Source organism: Rossellomorea sp. NRS-1567 (genome assembly GCF_050467885.1).
In the GTDB taxonomy this organism is placed as follows: domain Bacteria; phylum Bacillota; class Bacilli; order Bacillales; family Bacillaceae_B; genus Rossellomorea; species Rossellomorea aquimaris_C.
The window spans coordinates 40,395-59,958 of record NZ_JBITPL010000028.1; the positions used below are offsets into that span (position 1 = coordinate 40,395).

Here is a 19,564-nt window from a genome sequence, read left to right on the forward strand (position 1 = left end):
CTTATATCAAGGTAGACATAAGGGCATTGCAAACACGCTATAAGCGGTTATTTTATCGCAATTACCTCGGCAGGGCATTAAGCTCTTAACGAGCACCTACTGTCTACGGTACAAATGTATTCATTTTTTTAACAACAGAACTAATTATAATCACTAGTCCTTAGTAAGTCAATACCAAATTATGCCTTAACTGCGAAAGATGAAGGATCGACTTTAACGCCAGGTCCCATAGTGGAAGTTACAGAAACGTTTTTCATGTAAGTTCCTTTTGCAGCAGCAGGTTTAACTTTAAGCATTGTTTCATACATTGTAGCAAAGTTTTCAACAAGCTTGTCGTTGTCGAATGAAACCTTTCCAACAGGAACGTGAACGTTACCTGATTTGTCAGCACGGTATTCAACTTTACCAGCTTTGATTTCATTAACAGCTTTTGTCACGTCGAATGTAACTGTTCCAGTTTTAGGGTTTGGCATTAAACCTTTAGGTCCTAATACACGACCAAGTTTACCAACTTCACCCATCATGTCCGGAGTCGCTACGATTACGTCGAACTCGAACCAACCTTGGTTGATTTTGCTGATAAGATCTGCATCACCTACGAAATCAGCGCCAGCAGCTTCTGCTTCTTTTGCTTTATCGCCTTTAGCGAATACAAGAACCTTTTGAGTTTTACCAGTTCCGTGTGGAAGTACAACTGCTCCACGGATCTGCTGGTCGTTTTTACGAGTATCTACACCTAAGCGGAACGCTACTTCGATCGTTGCGTCAAACTTAGCGAAGTTTGTTTTCTTAACTAGTTCGATTGCTTCTTCAACTGAGTAAGCTGTAGTACGATCTACAAGCTTTTGAGCTTCAAGAAACTTTTTACCTTTTTTTGCCATTTTATATTTCCTCCTATATGTGGTTTTAGCGGAATAACCTCCCACGAAATAAGGTTGCGAGTGAAACGTACATTTCATCATCGCAACCTCGTTCAACAGGACCTTTAACGAAGCAGGGATTAGTCTTCGATGACGATACCCATGCTGCGCGCAGTTCCTTCTACCATGCGCATAGCTGATTCAACACTAGCCGCATTTAAGTCAGGCATTTTTGTTTCAGCAATTTCACGTACTTTGTCGCGTTTAAGTGTTGCCACTTTCTTGCTGTTTGGTTCGCCTGAACCAGACTCGATACCAGCTGCTTTTTTAAGTAAAACTGCAGCGGGTGGAGTTTTTGTGATGAATGTAAATGAACGGTCTTCAAATACCGTAATTTCAACAGGAATGATTAAGCCAGCTTGATCTGCTGTACGAGCATTGAATTCCTTACAGAATCCCATGATGTTAACACCTGCTTGACCTAGTGCAGGACCAACTGGTGGAGCTGGATTAGCTTTACCGGCAGGAATCTGCAATTTAACCATTTTGATAACTTTTTTAGCCACGAGACACACCTCCTTAAGTCCGTGATGTGGTTATTGGGTTCTTCACCCTCCCACTCATGTAAAAAATGTCTTTATCAACATAAAGAACGTCTATTAGTTTCAGTATCTCTTTGTGGAGACGCACTGACTTATGAAATAGTACCATTTTTTCAGAATGATTTCAAGTTCTTTTCCATTATAATTTATCAATTTGGGAGAAATCCAGTTCTACCGGGGTATCTCTGCCAAACATATTAACAAGAACTTTCACTTTTGCTTTCGCATTATCTATCTCTTCGATTGAGCCAGTAAAGTTTGCAAACGGACCTTCGTTTACTTTTACTGTTTCTCCTAATTCGAAGTCGATCTCAACCTTTTTCTCTGTCATACCCATTTGCTTCAGAAGATTTGTTACTTCTTCAGGCAATAATGGTGTAGGCTTTGAACCGGAACCTGATGAACCGACAAACCCTGTAACGCCCGGCGTATTTCTTACAACATACCAGGAATCATCAGTCATGACGATTTCAACAATCACATAACCAGGGAATACCTTTTTCTTTACGACTTTCTTTTTACCATTTTTAAAATCAGTCTCTTCTTCTTCAGGTACCATTACGCGGAAGATTTTATCCTGCATCCCCATTGTTTCAACACGCTTCTCAAGGTTTGCTTTAACCTTGTTCTCGTATCCTGAATAAGTATGGACTACATACCAATTCTTCTCCATTTAATAGGACTAAACGTCCGTCCCTCCTCGCTATTTAAGAATACTCTTTCGCCTTTTTCTCCAAATGAAAAAACCCGTAAAAAGATAACGGGCTCTAAGGTCATGTACTCTATTAATATTCATTATACCATGCTTTCACGGTATATATACAACTAATTCTATGTTTCTCTTACTTAGAACCAATGATCAATCGCATAAGTTCTGAGATGCCCAGGTCAATGACAGCAAAGAAAAGGGCAACAAATACCACTGTTGTAATAACGGTAATCGTATAGCGTGTTAACTCTTTACGTTTAGGCCAGCTGACCTTTCTCATTTCTGATGCAACATTGCGAAAGAATTTAAACATCCGTTTGTAACCTCCAACTAATATCAATACCACTTGGTGCTCCACTATTTTGTTTCTTTGTGTAGGGTGTGAGCATTACATGTATTACAGAATTTCTTTAACTCTAACCGAACTGCTTGATTACGATTACCCGGTACACTATAATTCCTGGAACCACACACCGTACAAGCAAGTATTAATTTAGTAGTCATATATTCCACCTATACTATCCATAGTAAGTCCTATCAAAAATAACACGACCACCAATTTGTGTCAATATGACTTTACATCGTTATTTCGCGAACTTCCAAGTATCGTTCGAGCTTTCTCTTCACCCGCTGCAAGGCATTGTCGATGGATTTCACATGGCGGTTCAGTTCTTCCGAAATCTCCTGATAGGATTGCCCGTCTAAATAGAGAGCCAGGACTTTCCTCTCAAGATCACTTAATAACTGAGCCATCTTGTCTTCCATATTATCGAATTCTTCACGATTGATAATCAGCGCTTCCGGATCCATTACTTTCGCACCTGAAATAACATCTAAGAGCGTTCGGTCTGACTCGTCATCATAAATGGGCTTATCCAATGATACATAAGAATTCAGCGGTATATGCTTCTGTCTCGTGGCTGTCTTAATGGCCGTAATGATTTGTCTTGTGATACAAAGCTCTGCAAACGCTTTAAAAGAAGTCAGCTTGTCCTCTTTATAATCACGGATCGCTTTGTATAATCCAATCATACCCTCCTGGACGATGTCTTCCTTATCTGCCCCAATTAAGAAATACGAGCGGGCTTTCGCTCTTACAAAATTACGATATTTCCTGATTAAAAAATCTAACGCTTCGCTGTGACCCTGATGGACGGCTTCAATTATTTCTTCATCATTCATGCCTTCTAATCGATTATCAAATGCTTCTGTCCTGGTGATATTGCTCACACACATCCCCCCGCGCAAAACAATAGATAGAAATATTATACATTACAGAAAATTCAATCGTCAACCTCTCATTGTTCCCCACGGCGCCATTTTTCGAAAATTTCAGCAACTTCATCTGATAATTGGATCTTGGAAGCCGGCCTTTTATCACTTGAATTCCTTACTTTTCTTTCGATCTTTTTTTCGATGACTTTTACTTCTGTATGCAGCTCCCTTGCTGACTTACGAAGGGCTCCCTGACCAAAGATCGCCCATTGCTCGGTAAAATCAGAAGTCGCTACATGAATTTGAGTTTTTATATTACTTAACTCAATAGCTAATTTTTCAATCCGTTCGTCCGCTGTTTCATTTTCTTTCGTGAAAATGACTTCTACCCTATAATTTTTATACTTACGGGCAATTCCCTGAACGTAATAAGCATCAAACACGACAATGACGCGGTAGCCCGTATATCCTTGATATTCTGCCATTTGCTCTACAAGGCGATCTCTTGCTGCGGACAAATCCTTATGTTTCAACTCATTCAGCTCTGACCAGGCACCGATTATGTTATAGCCATCCACAAGGAGAATATCCATTTCTGCTATTCTCCCAACGGGTGGCGTTTACGATAGACCTCATACATTAATATACTAGCTGCCACCGAAGCGTTTAATGATGTTACATGACCGATCATTGGCAACTGAACAAGGAAATCACATTTGTCTCTGAGTATTCGGCTCATCCCTTTACCTTCGCTTCCGATAATTAAGCCGATAGGCAGAGTACCATCCAACTGGCGGAAATCCTGCTTTCCTTTCGCATCCGTTCCTGCCACCCATACACCACGTTCTTTCAGTTCATCAACCGCTCTCGACAGATTGGTTACACGTGCAACCGGAATGTGCTCAATGGCGCCCGTGGATGCTTTCGCTACCGTTGACGTAAGCCCCACTGCTCTCCTCTTCGGGATGATGATTCCATGGGCACCTGCAGCATCCGCTGTCCTCATGATCGAACCCAGGTTATGGGGATCCTCTAATTCATCCAGGATCAGTATAAATGGATCTTCCCCTTTTTGTTCGGCTCTATGAAACAAATCATCTATTTCTGCATACTGGTAAGCAGCTACGGAAGCCACGACCCCTTGATGATTTTCCGATACCATTTGTTCAATCTTCTTCTTCGGGACGTATTGAACCATCACATTCAATTCTTTAGCAAGTCCAACAATTTGCTGGATGGAGCCTTTCTGAGAACCTTCTGCAATCCAAATCTTATTGATATCCCTTCCTGACTTCAATGCTTCCATAACCGGATTTCTTCCTCCGATAAAATCTTTACTCATTTCTACTCCTCCTTTCCTGCCTGGGCTTGTTCAAATATCATCTTTAACAGTTCCTCTAATCGCTCTGTCCGATTAAGTAAAAACAAATATCCAATAAGTGCCTCAAAAGCAGTGCTATGTTTATACGTTTGTACATCTGTGTTTTTTGGCGTGGTCCCGGATTTCGCATTCCGGCCGCGCTTGACAATCGAAATCTCTTCTTCCGTTAAGACGTCCTGATCGAACAACGTTCTGAGAATGGCCGCTTGAGCTTTGGCAGACACATACTTCGTCGCCGCTCTGTGCAGCTGATTCGGTTTAATCTTTCCTTTTGTTAATAGGAGCTGCCGTACATATGTTTCATATACAGCATCCCCCATATATGCCAGTGCAAGTGCATTGATTTGTTTTGCATCGATTTGTTCATTTATCTCGTGCAGCATTAAGATCCTCTTTTCCAGCGAATGCCTTGAGGAGTATCTTCCAGGATGATATCCATCTCTTTTAACGTGTCACGAATCTCATCCGCTAATTGGAAGTTACGATCTTTACGTGCCTGAACACGTTTTTCGATCAGTTCTTCCACTTCTTCATCCAACAGTTCTGCTTCCTGAAGGCTTAGTCCCAGAACAGAGAAGAAATCTTCGAATTGGCACAAGAACGTATCAATGACTTTTGTAGCTGTATTCTTCTCCATCAAGTAATAATTGGCTTGCTTGGATAATTCGAATAATACGGAAATTCCGTTGGCTGTGTTAAAGTCATCATCCATTTCGGAGATGAACTGCGCTTTTAACTCAGCTATTTTGTCCAGCCATTCCCGGTTGTTATCCGTTAAGTCTGTACTTGATTCCTTACGGTGCTTCAAGTTCTCATAAGCAGTCTTAATTCTATCTAAAGCGGACTCTGCATTTTGCAGAAGCTCTAAATTGTAGTTGATAGGATGACGGTAATGAACAGATAGCATAAAGAAACGAAGGACTTGTGGATCCTGTTCTTTAATGATGTCATGAACCAATACAAAATTCCCCAGTGATTTAGACATTTTCTCATTATCAATATTGATATATCCATTGTGCATCCAATACTTTGCGAATGGCTTACCTGTAAGTGCTTCTGATTGTGCAATTTCATTCTCATGATGAGGGAAGGTTAAATCTTGTCCCCCGGCGTGAATATCGATGGTATCCCCTAAATAGCGCTTTGCCATGGCAGAGCACTCAATATGCCAGCCTGGACGGCCTTCACCCCAAGGGCTTTCCCAAGAAATTTCCCCTTCTTTCGCTGCTTTCCATAATACGAAATCAAGGGCATCTTCTTTTTTATCCCCTACATCTATGCGGGCACCTGCTTTAAGCTCATCGATTGGCTGATGAGAAAGCTTACCGTAGCCATCAAACTTTCTTGTACGATAATAAACGTCGCCTTGTGATTCGTAAGCAAACCCTTTTTCAACAAGCGCAGAAATAAAATCAATGATGGTATCAATATTGTCTGTTACAGTCGGATGAACATCCGCTTTCTTGCATCCAAGTGCTCCGGTATCTTCAAAATATGCCTGGATAAAGCGCTGGGCAACCGTAGGTACATCCACTCCCAACTCCTTTGCCGCCCGAATCAATTTATCATCCACATCTGTGAAGTTAGAGACAAATTGAACATCATAGCCTCTGTATTCTAAATAGCGTCTCACCGTATCGAAGACAATGGCAGGGCGTGCATTTCCTATATGAATATAATTATAAACCGTCGGCCCGCACACATACATTTTGACTTTACCCTCTTCCAGGGGTTTGAATTCCTCTTTTTTTCTTGTCAATGTGTTATATAAACGAATCGTCAATATGATCGACTCCTTTCTTCATATTCCCTTAATAATGATTTTACCTCGTTCAATTCCATTTCCAGTTGTTTCATACGATCATTCATCGGATCCGGGAGATCACAGTGATTCAGATCCTTCTGTATCTTGACGCCATCCTGAATGACGACCTTCCCCGGAATACCGACGACGGTTGAGTTTGGAGGAACATCTTTAAGAACGACCGATCCAGCCCCCACCTTAGAATTTTCCCCAACTACAATCGATCCTAACACTTTCGCTCCCGTGGCGATAAGGGCATTATCCTGAATCGTAGGATGCCGCTTCCCTTTTTCTTTGCCTGTTCCGCCAAGGGTCACCCCTTGAAAGAGCGTAACATTATCTCCGATTTCACACGTTTCACCAATCACGACTCCCATCCCGTGATCAATGAAGAATCGGCGGCCAATCTTTGCCCCCGGGTGAATCTCCACACCGGTGAAAAAACGGCTTACCTGAGAAATAACGCGCGCAATAAAAAAGAATTTCCTTTTGAAAAAAGCATGGGCTATGCGATGGGCCCAAATGGCATGAAGACCCGAATACGTAAGGATCACCTCGAGATAATTCCTCGCAGCCGGATCCTGATCAAACACTACTTCTATATCTTCCTTAAATGACTTAAACATTCGGATCCCCTCTCCTCGAAAAAATAAAAGCGCAGGCGGTTTGGTCAGAGGCGACAAGCATAAGGCAAGCCCGCCGGAAAGGCGTTCTTTGCCTTTTTGGTGGGATTGACTTATGACCTCGAGCCTCTAGCCGCCGGAGCTAGATAAAATAAAAGCGCAGGCGGCTTGGTCAGACAATAAAAAAACGCCCCTGTCAATAAAATGACAGAGACGCTTAGGTAGCGCGGTTCCACTCTGATTGAGAAGAAAAAAACCTTCCCCAACTCAAATCCTGTTAACGGTAGGAAACCGCCTTTACCTACTATATTTCAGTAACGGGCTCAGAGGTGCATTTCAGAATAGGAGGGGCTTAAACCACTTTCAGCCGGTGATGGTTCTCTCTACTAAGCATCCTTTTCTTACTTCTCCTCATCAACGCGATATCATTTATTGTGATACTCTTACTATATTACATAACATCCAAAATGTTAACCTAAAAGAATTTGCAGACGATGTTTAACGGTATCTTTCCCTAAAAGCTCAATCGCATTCGGTAATTCAGGACCGTGAGTCTGACCTGTTACCGCTACACGGATTGGCATAAACAGCTTTTTCCCTTTATGACCAGTAGACTTTTGCACTGCTTTGATAGACGATTTAATTTCTGCTGCTTCATAATTTTCAAGAGCTTCGATTTCATTCAAGAAAGCTTGAAGAACTTCAGGAACCTGCTCTTCTTCCAAGACCGCCTTGGCATCCTCATCATATTCAAGATCTACCTTGAAGAACATTTCAGACAGCTCTACGATTTCAGCACCGAAGCTCATTTGCTCCTGGTATAAAGAGATGACGCGACTCGCCCATTCACGCTGCTCGTCTGACATATCCTCATCCAGTTTACCCGCACTGATTAAGTGTGGAAGGGATAGCTCCACAACTTGACTTAACTCCAAATTCTTCATGTACTGATTATTCATCCATGTAAGCTTCTGATTATCAAACAGAGCAGAAGAAGTCGATAAACGCTCAGGGTCAAAGATTTCAATAAACTCATCTTTAGAAAATAGCTCTTCTTCTCCTTTTGGAGACCAGCCTAGTAACCCAATGAAGTTGAATAAAGCTTCCGGTAAATAACCTAAAGCTTCGTATTGCTCAATGAACTGAATGATACTTTCATCACGCTTACTTAGCTTTTTACGGCTTTCATTAACGATTAATGTCATATGGCCATAGACAGGTGCTTCCCATCCAAGAGCTTCAAAAATCATTAATTGTTTTGGCGTATTGGAAATATGATCTTCCCCGCGCAGAACGTGTGAAATTTTCATCAGATAATCATCTACTGCAACGGCAAAGTTATACGTTGGCGTACCGTCTTTTTTCGCAATGACAAAATCACCGATTCCGTCTGATTCGAAGGCTACATCTTCCTTCACGATATCATTGAAAGAATAGACCTTTCCTGCAGGTACACGGAAACGAATGCTAGGTTGACGGCCTTCTGCTGCTAATTTCTCCTGATCCTCTTTCGTCAGGTTGCGGCATTTCCCTGAGTAGCGGGGCATTTGACCTGATGCTGATTGCGCTTCACGTTCCGCTTCAAGCTCTTCTTCCGTACAGTAGCATTTATAGGCTTGTCCGCTTTCCAACAGCTCGTTTAGATACTGCTCATAAATATGGTTACGCTCGGATTGGCGATAAGGACCGTAATCACCCGGCTTATCTGTGCTCTCGTCCCAATCGATTCCAAGCCATTGAAGATATTTAAGCTGACTTTCTTCTCCGCCTTCAATATTACGTTTTTTATCCGTGTCTTCAATACGGATGATGAACTTTCCACCTACACTGCGAGCGTATAGATAATTAAATAAAGCGGTTCTTGCATTTCCAATATGTAAATGACCCGTTGGACTTGGAGCATAACGGACGCGTACTTCTTTTGTCATTTAATTTCCTCCTCTTTGTATTCCTGCATTAAAGTCTCTGACCTATTTTAACACCGTTATGAAAGGGAATAAAGCGAATTTATCCTCTTACTTCTTTTTGATCAACACGGTCGTTTGCGCTGCGATCCCTTCGCCTCTCCCGGTAAAACCAAGCTGCTCAGAGGTTGTGGCCTTTACGTTCACTTGCGTAATATCTGCTTCTAATAGCGCTGCAATGCTTTGTCTCATTTCATCAATATAAGGAGCCATCTTCGGTTTCTGCGCAATGATCGTGCAATCGATATTCCCTAATTCATACCCTTCCTCTTTCACAAGAGCCCATACATGCAGAAGAAGCTTTGCTGAATCTGCATCCTTGAACTCAGGATCTGTGTCTGGAAAATGCTTGCCGATATCCCCTGCACCAACAGCCCCCAAACACGCATCCGCTACAGCATGTAATAATACATCTGCATCTGAATGTCCTAATAATCCCTTTTCATATGGTATCGTTATCCCTCCCATAATAAGGGGTCTCTCTTCTACTAATTGATGAACATCAAAACCTTGTCCGATTCTAAACATGGTTGTCTCCTCCACTCATTTCCTCTTGCTTCTTCAAAATGGCCTCAGCAAAATACAAGTCCTCAGGTGTCGTCAGTTTAATATTGTCATAATCACTCTCGACAACTGCAACCTCAACATCCATTCGTTCCACTAGAGAAGCATCGTCTGTTCCAAGAAAACCATCTTGCTCCGCTTCCCCGTGCGCTCTTTTCAACAATGAAACACGAAAAGCTTGTGGAGTTTGAACCATCCACAAGCTTGAGCGTTCAATCGTTTCCTCGACTTCCCCATCCAGTACTTTTTTAATCGTATCTTTAACAGGAACAGCAGCAATGGCCGCTCCTGTTGAATGAGTTTTCTCTACTAATTGGTGAATCGTGGATTCTTTAATAAATGGCCTTGCCCCGTCGTGTACAAGAACAATTTCATGATCAACCTCAAGCAATGCATTGTATACACTATGCTGTCTTTCTTCCCCGCCATCTACAAGCTTAACCACCTTCGTAATACCAAAACGGGCTAATAAACTCTTGAAAGCATCCCGCTCCGATGGATGAATCGCTAAATAGATTCCCTGACAATGGGAGTCATGTTCAAAGACGCGAAGTGTATGAATAATGACTGGACAGCTATCCAGCTCGAGGAGCAGCTTGTTCTTGCCCGCTTTCATTCGTTTCCCTTGCCCTGCAGCCGGAATGACAACTTCATATTCCATATGATAACTCCTTTAACACTCGAGTAATACTATTTATTATACCTTACTGAATCAATAGAGTCAGGGCAATGATACTTATAAAGCTTTTTCTAATTGTTTGGGCTTAGCAAAGATCATCCGGCCTGCAGAGGTTTGAAGAACAGATGTTACAAGTACATCTATGTACTTGCCGATATAATTGCGTCCCTCTTCCACTACAATCATCGTACCATCATCGAGATAGGCGATCCCTTGGTTATGTTCTTTCCCATCTTTGATTACCTGAACCTTCAATTCTTCTCCAGGTAATACAACAGGCTTAACGGCGTTAGCTAAATCATTGATATTCAATACTTGTACACCTTGAAGATCGCACACTTTATTCAAGTTGAAATCATTCGTTACAACAATCCCATTCGTAAGCTTTGCTAATTTTACGAGCTTCGAATCAACTTCCTGAATTTCCTCGAAGTCACCTTCATAAATCTGAACCTCTACAGGAAGCTCCTTTTGAATTCGATTCAGGATATCAAGTCCGCGTCGTCCACGGTTTCGTTTTAACACGTCTGAAGAATCCGCAATATGCTGAAGCTCTTCCAGCACGAACTGTGGAATCACGACAATTCCTTCTAAGAATCCAGTTTGACAGATATCTGCGATACGACCATCGATAATCACACTCGTATCCAGTATCTTCAGGGTTTTCACACCCTCTTCATCAGAATCTTCGTCAGTCCCTTTTTTCTTACCCCTATTTGAAGTGCCGAACAAACTAACCAGTTCATCCCTCTTCTTAAAGCCAACTTGAAATCCTAAATATCCAAGAATCAACGTTAATAGAATCGGAACCACTGTGTTGACAATCGGAATCTCCATTTGATTGAAAGGAATCCCAAACAGATACGCAACAAAAAGACCGATAATCAGACCTAAACTGCCAAATAACAGATCCGTTACTGGAGCTTTTACTAAACTATCTTCAAACCACTTGACGAAATTGACGACATACTCGACTGCCCAAAACGTAAGAATATAAAAAATAATGGCACCAAATATAGCAGTCATATAAGGGTTATTAATTAAAGGAATGTCTGATAAATTTATGACGGTAAATAATTCGGGAAGAAGAAATATCCCCAGTGTTCCCCCGACGATAAGGAAGCACGCTTGAACGATTCTTTTTAACATTCCCTCACCTCCTCCTATTCATTATAAACAATTTACTATTTTTGAAACCTCTTAGCCCTTGAAAATTTTAAATTTAATCGAATGGAAACCATTTTGATATACTTATCCCATTTTACTAGCTTCCTTAAGTGAAGGCTAACATGTCTTATAAAGACTGTCAATTTTTTGAAAATGCTTCAATTATACCATATATGGCAAATACAGGACCACATACCTATAACTGTCGATCGGCAAATGTTTGTTCTTTGATCAGTTTTAACCCCTCTTTGATTTTCCGGGCCCTGACCTCTCCGATTCCTTCCACTTCATCCAAATCATCCACTGAAGCACTCACTACATGAGGGAGGGTTTCAAACCTCGTAATAAGGTTTTCGATGATCACAATCGGTAAACGTGGAATTTTATTCAACACGCGGTATCCTCTTGGATAGATGGCATCATCGTGATGAACATACCCATGATAGCCTAATAGTTTTAATAGGACATTATCCTCTAATACCTCTGAATGAACAAGTTCCTGAAATTTATAGAGGAGTTCGAACGGCTTGATATTTCTTTCCTGGGAATAATCCCTTATAATGAGCATCGCCTCATCTTCGATATCCGCCAATAGTTCATTCATCTGCAGGCGGATCAACCTTCCTTCAACACCCAGCTCGCTTAAATAGGTCAATAACTCGTTCTTTATCCTTAAAACCATTTCGAATCTGTGAAGAACTTGCAGTAGGTCGCTTTGTGTGACAAGCTCCTCAAACTCCAACACCGATAAATTAGAAATGCTCTGATCCAGAACCACCTTATACTTCTCCAATGTTTGAATCGCCTGGTTGGCCTTCGTCAAGATGACAGAGATGTCCTTTAATGCATATCGAAAGTTGCCTTGATACAGGGTGATGACGTTCCTCCGTTGAGAGATGGCGATGACAAGGGCATTGGTTTGTCTTGCAACCCGCTCAGCCGTACGGTGTCTCATTCCAGTTTCAGTGGAAGGAACGTACACATCTGGAGCCAACTGTGCATTGGCCAAAATAATCTTCGTACCCGCTTCATTCAAGATGATGGCCCCATCCATCTTGGCCAACTCATATAGATAGCTGGGAGAAAAAGCGCAATTGATATGAAATCCGCCGTCCAGTACAGATTTAACCTTATCATTGTAGCCCACAACAATGAGCCCTCCTGTATTGGCTCTCAGCACATTATCAATGCCATCCCTGATCGGGGCACCAGGAGCAACGAATTGTAAAATATCCGACATGGACTTCTCTCTTGCCTTCTTATCTTCCATTTCCTATCCTCCTAAAATAATAGCCAGCGCTTCGTTTATATTTGATACTCCTGTAATCTCTATATCAGAAGGCGGCTGCCACCCACTTAAGTTATTTTGGGGAATAATCACACGTTTAAAGCCTAGTTTAGCCGCTTCCTGGACACGTTGCTCAATCCTCGAAACCCTTCTGATTTCACCTGTCAAACCAACTTCTCCAATGATACAATCGTGGGCCCTTGACGCTTTATCCCGAAAGCTCGACGCAATACTCGCTGCAACGGCCAAATCAATCGCCGGTTCATCCAGTTTAACTCCACCTGCCACTTTCAGATAGGCATCCTGCTGCTGCAATAGCATTCCTGCCCGTTTCTCCAATACAGCCATAATGAGTGAAACACGGCTATGATCTATCCCCGTAGCCATTCGTCGTGGGTTGTTGAAACTGGTCGGAGTGACAAGGGCCTGTATCTCCACTAGAACGGGTCTTGTACCTTCCATGGAAGCAACGACCGTCGAGCCTGCCGCGCCTTGGGAGCGCTCCTCCAGGAATATCTCAGAAGGATTTGCGACTTCCTCCAAGCCAAGCTCTTTCATTTCAAAAATCCCCATCTCATTCGTCGATCCGAATCGATTCTTCACGGCTCTTAAAATACGATACGAATGATGACGCTCCCCTTCAAAATACAGCACGGTATCAACCATATGCTCCAATAAACGAGGCCCTGCAATCGATCCTTCCTTTGTAACATGCCCTACAATAAAGATGGCGATGCCTTTGGTTTTCCCTATTCTCATTAATTCGGCTGTACATTCCCTTACCTGAGAAACACTGCCTGGAGCAGACGTCACTTCTGGGTGAAAAATCGTTTGAATCGAGTCGATGATAACAAAATCAGGTGAGATCTGTTCAATCGTCTGATGAATCAATTCAAGATTTGTTTCTGCAAATATATATAGATCATCGGATTTCACATGTAATCGATCTGCCCGAAGTTTTGTTTGCTTGATGGATTCTTCTCCGGATATATATAAAACCTTCTGCTTTTGATCAGCCAGCTGAGCAGAAACCTGGAGCAATAAAGTAGATTTTCCGATTCCCGGATCTCCACCGATCAACACAAGTGATCCCGGAACGACTCCCCCACCCAACACCCGATTCAGCTCTTTCGACTCGGTCAATACTCTTGGTTCTTGCTTTGTTTCGATTGAGATAAGCTTTTCTGCTTTAGTTGGCCCGCTATTTTCAGAATGCATAAACGACCCACGAGGCTTCTTCCCCGTCATCTCAACCTCTTCCACCATCGTGTTCCACTCGTTACACCCTGGACATTTCCCCATCCATTTAGCAGACTCATATCCACATGATGTACATACAAACTTTGTCTTTTTCTTTGCCAATCTATTCTTCTCCTCTTTTACTCTATTTGTACTCTAACCATTCCATATAAATACCCTTTTGGAATGATTGTATCGGTTTTATGTAATGGTTACAAGAAAAGCGCAGGTGGCTTGGTCAGAGGCGACAAGCATAAGACGAGTTAACCGGAAAGGCGCTTTTTGCCTTTTTGGTTAACTTGGCTTATGACCTCGAGCCTCTAGCCACCGGAGCTGGACAATCAGAAAAGCGTAGCAGGCTTGCTTAGAGACGACAAGCATTTCAGAAAAGCCACATTATGATAAAAGAGGTACACGAAAAACATATACGTGTACCTCTTTTTCCATCGTTGTATTAAGTAGGAGTATTTGCTGCTTCTTCTTCTTTTATCTTCACAACAAACTCACTGTCTTCTACATCGATCAATATATTCTGTCCTGTCAGTACCTTACCTCTTAATAGCTCTTCTGACAGTTTATCCTCTACATGTTTCTGAATGGCACGACGCAGTGGACGCGCACCGTATTCAGGATCGAATCCTTCATCTGCAATTTTTTCTTTAGCAGCAGCTGAAAGCTCTAAATGAATATCCTGCTCTTTCAAGCGATTTGTCAATTGGTTGGACATCAAGGTCACAATCTCTTTTAAGTGGTCTTTTTCAAGGGAATGGAACACAATGATTTCATCGATACGGTTAAGGAACTCTGGTCGGAACGCTCGTTTCAGCTCCTCCATCACCTTGCCTTTCATATCCTTATAATCCTGCTTTCCATCTTGAATATTGAACCCAACATATTTATTGCTCTTAAGGGACTGGGCACCAACGTTAGATGTCATAATTAACACCGTGTTTCTAAAGTCTACCGTTCTTCCTTTAGAATCCGTCAATCTCCCGTCTTCCAAGACTTGTAGAAGAATGTTAAATACATCAGGGTGTGCTTTTTCGATTTCATCCAACAGGACGACGGAATACGGTTTACGGCGAACTTTTTCCGTTAACTGGCCGCCTTCTTCATATCCTACATACCCTGGAGGAGAACCTACTAAACGGGAAGTCGAATGTTTCTCCATGTACTCGGACATATCAATACGGATCATGGCATCCTCGTCACCGAACATAGATTCCGCCAGCGCACGGGCAAGTTCTGTTTTCCCCACCCCTGTCGGTCCTAAGAAGATAAAGGAACCGATTGGACGCTTCGGATCTTTCAGCCCCGCTCTTGCACGACGGACAGCTTTTGACACCGCTACGACTGCTTCAGATTGACCAATGACTCTGGAATGGAGAATTTCCTCTAACTTAAGTAAGCGATCCGTTTCCGTTTGAGCAAGCTTAGATACCGGTACTCCCGTCCAGTTCGATACAACTTTCGCAATATCTTCAACGGTCACTTCTGTATTTTCCTGGCCTTGCTTTTCTTTCCATGTGTTCTTCGTTTCTTCCAACTCTTCACGAAGCTTTTGCTCTGAATCTCTTAGAGAAGCTGCTTTTTCAAACTCTTGACTTTGAACCGCTGCATCCTTCTCTTTGCGGATTTCTTCCAGCTTGGCTTCAAGCTCTTTCAAGTTTGGCGGCGTTGTATATGAACGTAAGCGTACTTTAGAGCCAGCTTCATCAATTAAATCGATCGCCTTATCCGGTAAGAAGCGGTCTGAAATATAGCGATCAGAAAATTTCACTGCCGCATCAATCGCTTCATCTGTAATCGACACGCGGTGATGGGCTTCATAGCGATCACGTAAACCTTTAAGAATCTGAATGGACTCTTCTGCCGTTGGCTCATTGACCTGGATTGGTTGGAAACGGCGCTCTAACGCAGCATCCTTTTCAATATATTTACGGTACTCATCTAATGTCGTCGCACCGATACACTGTAATTCACCGCGGGCAAGAGATGGTTTTAAGATGTTTGACGCATCAATGGCACCTTCAGCCCCACCTGCTCCGATTAATGTATGAAGCTCATCGATGAACAGGATGATGTTACCTGCTTGACGGATTTCATCCATTACTTTCTTTAATCGATCCTCGAATTCCCCACGATATTTCGTACCGGCTACCACTGTACCCATATCCAGGGTCATGACGCGTTTGTCCCGAAGAATCTCAGGAACCTCATTGGCAATGATCTGCTGGGCAAGACCCTCTGCAATCGCGGTCTTACCTACACCAGGCTCACCGATCAGCACCGGGTTATTCTTCGTACGTCGACTCAGCACTTCGATGACACGCTGAATTTCTTTGCTTCGACCTATAACCGGATCTAAACTGCCTTCACGGGCAATCGCCGTCAAGTCACGGGCTAAGCTATCAAGAGTAGGCGTATTGGCATTTGCATTGCCCCCGCCCTGGTGGTTACTTGAATCATTGCTGCCAAGTAACTGCAATACCTGCTGCCTTGCTTTATTTAAGCTGACTCCTAGATTGCCAAGTACACGAGCGGCTACTCCTTCACCTTCACGAATCAACCCTAATAAAATATGTTCCGTTCCTACATATGAGTGACCCAGTTTACGAGCCTCATCCATAGAAAGCTCAATCACTTTCTTCGCTCGGGGTGTATAATGGATCGTTTGGGATTTCTCGGTACCTTTTCCGATCAACCCTTCCACTTCTTTCTGAATCTTTTCAGGGCTCAGTCCCAACGCCGTAAGTGCTTTAGCGGCAATCCCTTCACCTTCGCGGACAAGTCCCAATAAAATATGTTCAGTACCAATATTACTGTGCGCCAGACGAATAGCTTCTTCTTGAGCTAATGCTAATACCTTTTGTGCTCTTTCTGTAAATCGACCAAACATCATATTATTTTTCCTCCTCACATGTATCTTTATCTAACTTAATTCGCTCCCGAATCAAAGAAGACCTTCTTATATCTCTTTCATTTGGTCTCAATGGACCTCCAGAATATTGTTGTAAAAATCCAGGTTGGGTTAAAATCATTAGTTCATTCAATATATTCTTAGATATGACTTTGATGTATCCTAAATCTATTCCAAGTCTGACATCCGATAAACACTTCGCTGCTTCCTTGGACTCGATAATTCTACTGTGCTCCAATACGCCAAGTGAACGAAAGATCCTATCTTCTAATTGTATGTTAGACGTTTTAACTAATGCGTCCCGTGCCGAGTGTTCTTTATCAATGATCTGCTTTACAACACTCATTAAATCTTCCACAATATCTTCCTCTGATTTACCAAGTGTCGTTTGATTCGAAATCTGAAAGATGTTCCCTAACGCCTCGCTGCCTTCTCCATATATCCCTCTTACCACCAGACCTAATTGGTTAATGGCAGGAATGATGCGATTTAATTGCTGGGTCAGAACCAGACCCGGCAAGTGCATCATTACGGAAGCTCTAAGCCCTGTCCCCACATTAGTGGGACAAGTCGTTAAATATCCGTGTTTCTCATCAAAAGCAAAATCAAATTCACTTTCAAACCAATCATCAATCTGATTCGCTCTTTGTAAAGCTTCCTTCAATTGCAATCCTGGATATAAACACTGTATTCGAATATGGTCCTCTTCGTTTACCATTATGCTAATATCTTCTTCACTGGATAGAAGGACAGCCCCATAATTCGTGTCCTCCGCTAAGTTAGGACTAATTAGGTGTTTCTCCATCAATACCCTCTTTTGGAGAGGCTGAATCTCACTTGTAGCTAAAAATTCTAATTCTCCTAAGTTCCCAGGGTATAGAGAGAGCTTATCCTTCACGCGATCCACAATCTCTTTAGCTTCTTCTGAAGAATATAGAGTGGAGAAACGAAAGTCCGTCATGTTTCTTGCGAGCCGGACCCGTGAACTAAGAACAATATCTGAATTCGGTCCTTCTTCATTCATCCAGGAACTAACAGCATTTTGTAAAAACTTCTCCAGACTCATCCTTTATCTCCCCCCTCTTTATTAGCATCTTTCTCCAGGGAGCGAATTTCGTCTCGTATATCTGCAGCCTTTTCGAACTCTTCATCGGCAATCATCGTTTGCAGATCCGATTTCAATTGCTGAATCTTTTTCTTTATGTGAATGGCTCCACCCATGCGTTCCGGAACTTTCCCATGGTGTTCCACATTCCCACTGTGAACACGCTTTAAAAGAGGAGTAAGTTCATCCTTAAACGTTTCATAGCAATGAGCACAGCCGAAGCGTCCTACGTTAATGAATTGCTGAAAAGTCATTTTACACTTTTCACACTGTAATACCTCTGTCTTAGGAATTTCCGTTTCTTTTGCCTGCTTAAATGCAGGGGCTATATTAAGAAGACCTGCCAATAGATTGTTCACAGAGAACCCGGAAGAAGAATCAAACATAAACATTTCACCCTTATCCTGAGCGCATTGTTCACATAAATGAACCTCTGTCTTTTCCCCATTGATCACCTTGGTAAAATGAAGGGTTGCAGGTCTTTCACTACACTCTTGACAAACCATCCTACTCACCTCTCAAAACTTACTCATATTTCAATGTATCCAGCATGGCTCTGAGCATTCTTCCCCTCAATACATCCCGTTCAGGTAAATCTACCATGATCACCGAACGGTCCATTACGCTCAGCATAATCTTCGCTTCCCGCTCAGAAATAATATCCTCTTCCACTAATCGAAACACAATATCAGCAGCCGTATTCTGACTGATGGTTTGTGTTATTAATGCTACTAGCTGGTCGATAAGATGAACTTGATCGTGGGCCTTTACCTTCATGATTCGGATGTAGCCCCCGCCACCTCGTTTACTTTCTACTACATACCCACGTTCTATCGTGAACCGGGTATTGATTACATAATTAATTTGAGAAGGAACACATTGAAACTTATCAGCGATCTCGCTTCTTTTAATCTCGACTATCTCACTTTCACTCAGTTCTAAAACATTCTTTAAATAATGTTCAATGATGTCGGATATGTTCCTCATCAAACCTCCTCCTCATTTTGACTTTGACTATATTTGACTATAATTATACAACCGCGTTTTAAACTTTGCAATTATGAAGTATGACCTTAGAAGTTTTCCTGTTTTAGGAAGGTTTTAAACGTGGGAATGTGAGATTGTTGGATAGAATTAATGAAATGGGGCATTGAGAGAGTGGTGTGATGGAGGAAGAGTAAAATTTATTAATTTGGATGGATTATTTCCTAATAGTTGTGACTAATTGGGGGATTAGTAAGAGAAAGTGCTCTATTTTGTACCAAAGCTGGGGTTTTTAGGGATGAACTTAGTGTTTATAATCGAGGATTCGTGGTAATTGCGCCTTTTTCGAACATTATTAAGTCAATTTTCCGTTTTATGCGTCTTTTACCAATTATCACCTAAATACTCAGAGTGATTACCCTCTGAAGTAGATTATCCCCTCAGCTGTATAGAGGATGGA

General features: G+C 42.1%; 21 protein-coding genes and 2 other annotated features (1 of these 23 running past the window's edge). All 21 genes read right to left on the reverse strand.

The genetic code is table 11. The features are described 5' to 3' along the window. Nucleotides 1-127, reverse strand: a sequence feature (ribosomal protein L10 leader region) (it extends 18 nt beyond the left edge of the window). A gap of 52 nt (nt 128-179) precedes the next feature. After that, the gene (gene rplA / locus ACIFOD_RS20220) at nt 180-881 is read right to left on the reverse strand and encodes a 50S ribosomal protein L1 (protein ID WP_113970879.1); all 702 of its coding nucleotides are present in this window, start codon (nt 879-881) and stop codon (nt 180-182) included. Between the two features lie 119 nt (nt 882-1,000). Then, nucleotides 1,001-1,426 carry a 50S ribosomal protein L11 gene (gene rplK, locus ACIFOD_RS20225; RefSeq protein ID WP_032085258.1) on the reverse strand — a complete coding sequence of 142 codons (426 nt, stop codon included), beginning with the start codon at nt 1,424-1,426 and terminating at the stop codon, nt 1,001-1,003. Between the two features lie 175 nt (nt 1,427-1,601). Further along, the gene (gene nusG / locus ACIFOD_RS20230) at nt 1,602-2,135 is read right to left on the reverse strand and encodes a transcription termination/antitermination protein NusG (RefSeq protein WP_113970877.1); all 534 of its coding nucleotides are present in this window, start codon (nt 2,133-2,135) and stop codon (nt 1,602-1,604) included. Between the two features lie 169 nt (nt 2,136-2,304). Beyond that, nucleotides 2,305-2,484 carry a preprotein translocase subunit SecE gene (gene secE / locus ACIFOD_RS20235; protein ID WP_044340513.1) on the reverse strand — a complete coding sequence of 60 codons (180 nt, stop codon included), beginning with the start codon at nt 2,482-2,484 and terminating at the stop codon, nt 2,305-2,307. 44 nt (nt 2,485-2,528) lie between these two features. Next, a complete protein-coding gene (gene rpmG, locus ACIFOD_RS20240; RefSeq protein ID WP_079534455.1) occupies nt 2,529-2,675 on the reverse strand; it encodes a 50S ribosomal protein L33 in 147 nt (48 codons plus the stop codon). A 72-nt stretch (nt 2,676-2,747) separates the two neighbouring features. Then, nucleotides 2,748-3,392: an RNA polymerase sporulation sigma factor SigH gene (gene sigH, locus ACIFOD_RS20245; RefSeq protein ID WP_430316018.1), complete on the reverse strand. Its 645-nt coding sequence runs from the start codon at nt 3,390-3,392 to the stop codon at nt 2,748-2,750. A gap of 77 nt (nt 3,393-3,469) precedes the next feature. Beyond that, nucleotides 3,470-3,979 (reverse strand): NYN domain-containing protein, encoded by a 510-nt coding sequence (locus ACIFOD_RS20250; RefSeq protein WP_430316013.1) that lies wholly within the window; start codon nt 3,977-3,979, stop codon nt 3,470-3,472. A gap of 5 nt (nt 3,980-3,984) precedes the next feature. Then, nucleotides 3,985-4,728 carry a 23S rRNA (guanosine(2251)-2'-O)-methyltransferase RlmB gene (rlmB, locus tag ACIFOD_RS20255; RefSeq protein ID WP_324746267.1) on the reverse strand — a complete coding sequence of 248 codons (744 nt, stop codon included), beginning with the start codon at nt 4,726-4,728 and terminating at the stop codon, nt 3,985-3,987. A gap of 2 nt (nt 4,729-4,730) precedes the next feature. Then, the gene (locus ACIFOD_RS20260) at nt 4,731-5,150 is read right to left on the reverse strand and encodes a Mini-ribonuclease 3 (protein ID WP_113970873.1); all 420 of its coding nucleotides are present in this window, start codon (nt 5,148-5,150) and stop codon (nt 4,731-4,733) included. Next, a complete protein-coding gene (cysS, locus tag ACIFOD_RS20265; RefSeq protein WP_430316014.1) occupies nt 5,150-6,550 on the reverse strand; it encodes a cysteine--tRNA ligase in 1,401 nt (466 codons plus the stop codon). The genes ACIFOD_RS20260 and cysS overlap by 1 nt, the downstream gene beginning before the upstream one ends. After that, nucleotides 6,547-7,197, reverse strand: coding sequence for a serine O-acetyltransferase (cysE, locus tag ACIFOD_RS20270; RefSeq protein WP_397554494.1), 651 nt, complete (start codon nt 7,195-7,197; stop codon nt 6,547-6,549). The genes cysS and cysE overlap by 4 nt, the downstream gene beginning before the upstream one ends. A 203-nt stretch (nt 7,198-7,400) precedes the next feature. Then, nucleotides 7,401-7,621 (reverse strand) — a binding site (T-box leader). Nucleotides 7,622-7,664: 43 nt separating this feature from the next. Beyond that, complete coding sequence (gene gltX, locus ACIFOD_RS20275; RefSeq protein WP_430316015.1) at nt 7,665-9,122, reverse strand: glutamate--tRNA ligase; 1,458 nt, start codon at nt 9,120-9,122, stop codon at nt 7,665-7,667. A gap of 87 nt (nt 9,123-9,209) precedes the next feature. After that, nucleotides 9,210-9,686: a 2-C-methyl-D-erythritol 2,4-cyclodiphosphate synthase gene (gene ispF / locus ACIFOD_RS20280; RefSeq protein WP_397554492.1), complete on the reverse strand. Its 477-nt coding sequence runs from the start codon at nt 9,684-9,686 to the stop codon at nt 9,210-9,212. After that, nucleotides 9,679-10,383 carry a 2-C-methyl-D-erythritol 4-phosphate cytidylyltransferase gene (ispD, locus tag ACIFOD_RS20285; protein WP_430316016.1) on the reverse strand — a complete coding sequence of 235 codons (705 nt, stop codon included), beginning with the start codon at nt 10,381-10,383 and terminating at the stop codon, nt 9,679-9,681. The genes ispF and ispD overlap by 8 nt, the downstream gene beginning before the upstream one ends. Nucleotides 10,384-10,458: 75 nt before the next feature. Further along, nucleotides 10,459-11,550 carry a PIN/TRAM domain-containing protein gene (locus tag ACIFOD_RS20290; RefSeq protein ID WP_397554490.1) on the reverse strand — a complete coding sequence of 364 codons (1,092 nt, stop codon included), beginning with the start codon at nt 11,548-11,550 and terminating at the stop codon, nt 10,459-10,461. Nucleotides 11,551-11,764: 214 nt separating this feature from the next. Further along, nucleotides 11,765-12,838 (reverse strand): DNA integrity scanning diadenylate cyclase DisA, encoded by a 1,074-nt coding sequence (gene disA / locus ACIFOD_RS20295; protein WP_113970866.1) that lies wholly within the window; start codon nt 12,836-12,838, stop codon nt 11,765-11,767. A 3-nt stretch (nt 12,839-12,841) separates the two neighbouring features. Beyond that, entirely contained in the window at nt 12,842-14,218 is a 1,377-nt protein-coding gene (gene radA, locus ACIFOD_RS20300; RefSeq protein ID WP_428976828.1) for a DNA repair protein RadA, read from the reverse strand. A 331-nt stretch (nt 14,219-14,549) separates the two neighbouring features. Further along, nucleotides 14,550-16,997, reverse strand: coding sequence for an ATP-dependent protease ATP-binding subunit ClpC (gene clpC / locus ACIFOD_RS20305; protein WP_397554488.1), 2,448 nt, complete (start codon nt 16,995-16,997; stop codon nt 14,550-14,552). A 1-nt stretch (nt 16,998) separates the two neighbouring features. Further along, nucleotides 16,999-18,081: a protein arginine kinase gene (locus ACIFOD_RS20310; protein ID WP_430316017.1), complete on the reverse strand. Its 1,083-nt coding sequence runs from the start codon at nt 18,079-18,081 to the stop codon at nt 16,999-17,001. Then, the gene (locus ACIFOD_RS20315) at nt 18,078-18,626 is read right to left on the reverse strand and encodes a UvrB/UvrC motif-containing protein (protein ID WP_397554486.1); all 549 of its coding nucleotides are present in this window, start codon (nt 18,624-18,626) and stop codon (nt 18,078-18,080) included. Before ACIFOD_RS20315 ends, ACIFOD_RS20310 begins: the two co-directional genes overlap by 4 nt. Before the next feature lie 19 nt (nt 18,627-18,645). Continuing rightward, nucleotides 18,646-19,107, reverse strand: a complete 462-nt coding sequence (locus ACIFOD_RS20320) for a CtsR family transcriptional regulator (RefSeq protein WP_113970861.1) — start codon at nt 19,105-19,107, stop codon at nt 18,646-18,648. Between the last annotated feature and the right edge of the window lie 457 nt (nt 19,108-19,564).

Coding starts and splice junctions, on each gene's coding strand:
- rplA (WP_113970879.1), bottom strand. CDS start 881: ATGGCAAAAAAAGGTAAAAAGTTTCTTGAAGCTCAAAAGCTTGTAGAT.
- nusG (WP_113970877.1), bottom strand. CDS start 2,135: ATGGAGAAGAATTGGTATGTAGTCCATACTTATTCAGGATACGAGAAC.
- secE (WP_044340513.1), bottom strand. CDS start 2,484: ATGTTTAAATTCTTTCGCAATGTTGCATCAGAAATGAGAAAGGTCAGC.
- rpmG (WP_079534455.1), bottom strand. CDS start 2,675: ATGACTACTAAATTAATACTTGCTTGTACGGTGTGTGGTTCCAGGAAT.
- ACIFOD_RS20250 (WP_430316013.1), bottom strand. CDS start 3,979: ATGGATATTCTCCTTGTGGATGGCTATAACATAATCGGTGCCTGGTCA.
- rlmB (WP_324746267.1), bottom strand. CDS start 4,728: ATGAGTAAAGATTTTATCGGAGGAAGAAATCCGGTTATGGAAGCATTG.
- ACIFOD_RS20260 (WP_113970873.1), bottom strand. CDS start 5,150: ATGCTGCACGAGATAAATGAACAAATCGATGCAAAACAAATCAATGCA.
- cysE (WP_397554494.1), bottom strand. CDS start 7,197: ATGTTTAAGTCATTTAAGGAAGATATAGAAGTAGTGTTTGATCAGGAT.
- gltX (WP_430316015.1), bottom strand. CDS start 9,122: ATGACAAAAGAAGTACGCGTCCGTTATGCTCCAAGTCCAACGGGTCAT.
- ispF (WP_397554492.1), bottom strand. CDS start 9,686: ATGTTTAGAATCGGACAAGGTTTTGATGTTCATCAATTAGTAGAAGAG.
- ispD (WP_430316016.1), bottom strand. CDS start 10,383: ATGGAATATGAAGTTGTCATTCCGGCTGCAGGGCAAGGGAAACGAATG.
- ACIFOD_RS20290 (WP_397554490.1), bottom strand. CDS start 11,550: ATGTTAAAAAGAATCGTTCAAGCGTGCTTCCTTATCGTCGGGGGAACA.
- disA (WP_113970866.1), bottom strand. CDS start 12,838: ATGGAAGATAAGAAGGCAAGAGAGAAGTCCATGTCGGATATTTTACAA.
- clpC (WP_397554488.1), bottom strand. CDS start 16,997: ATGATGTTTGGTCGATTTACAGAAAGAGCACAAAAGGTATTAGCATTA.
- ACIFOD_RS20310 (WP_430316017.1), bottom strand. CDS start 18,081: ATGAGTCTGGAGAAGTTTTTACAAAATGCTGTTAGTTCCTGGATGAAT.
- ACIFOD_RS20315 (WP_397554486.1), bottom strand. CDS start 18,626: ATGGTTTGTCAAGAGTGTAGTGAAAGACCTGCAACCCTTCATTTTACC.
- ACIFOD_RS20320 (WP_113970861.1), bottom strand. CDS start 19,107: ATGAGGAACATATCCGACATCATTGAACATTATTTAAAGAATGTTTTA.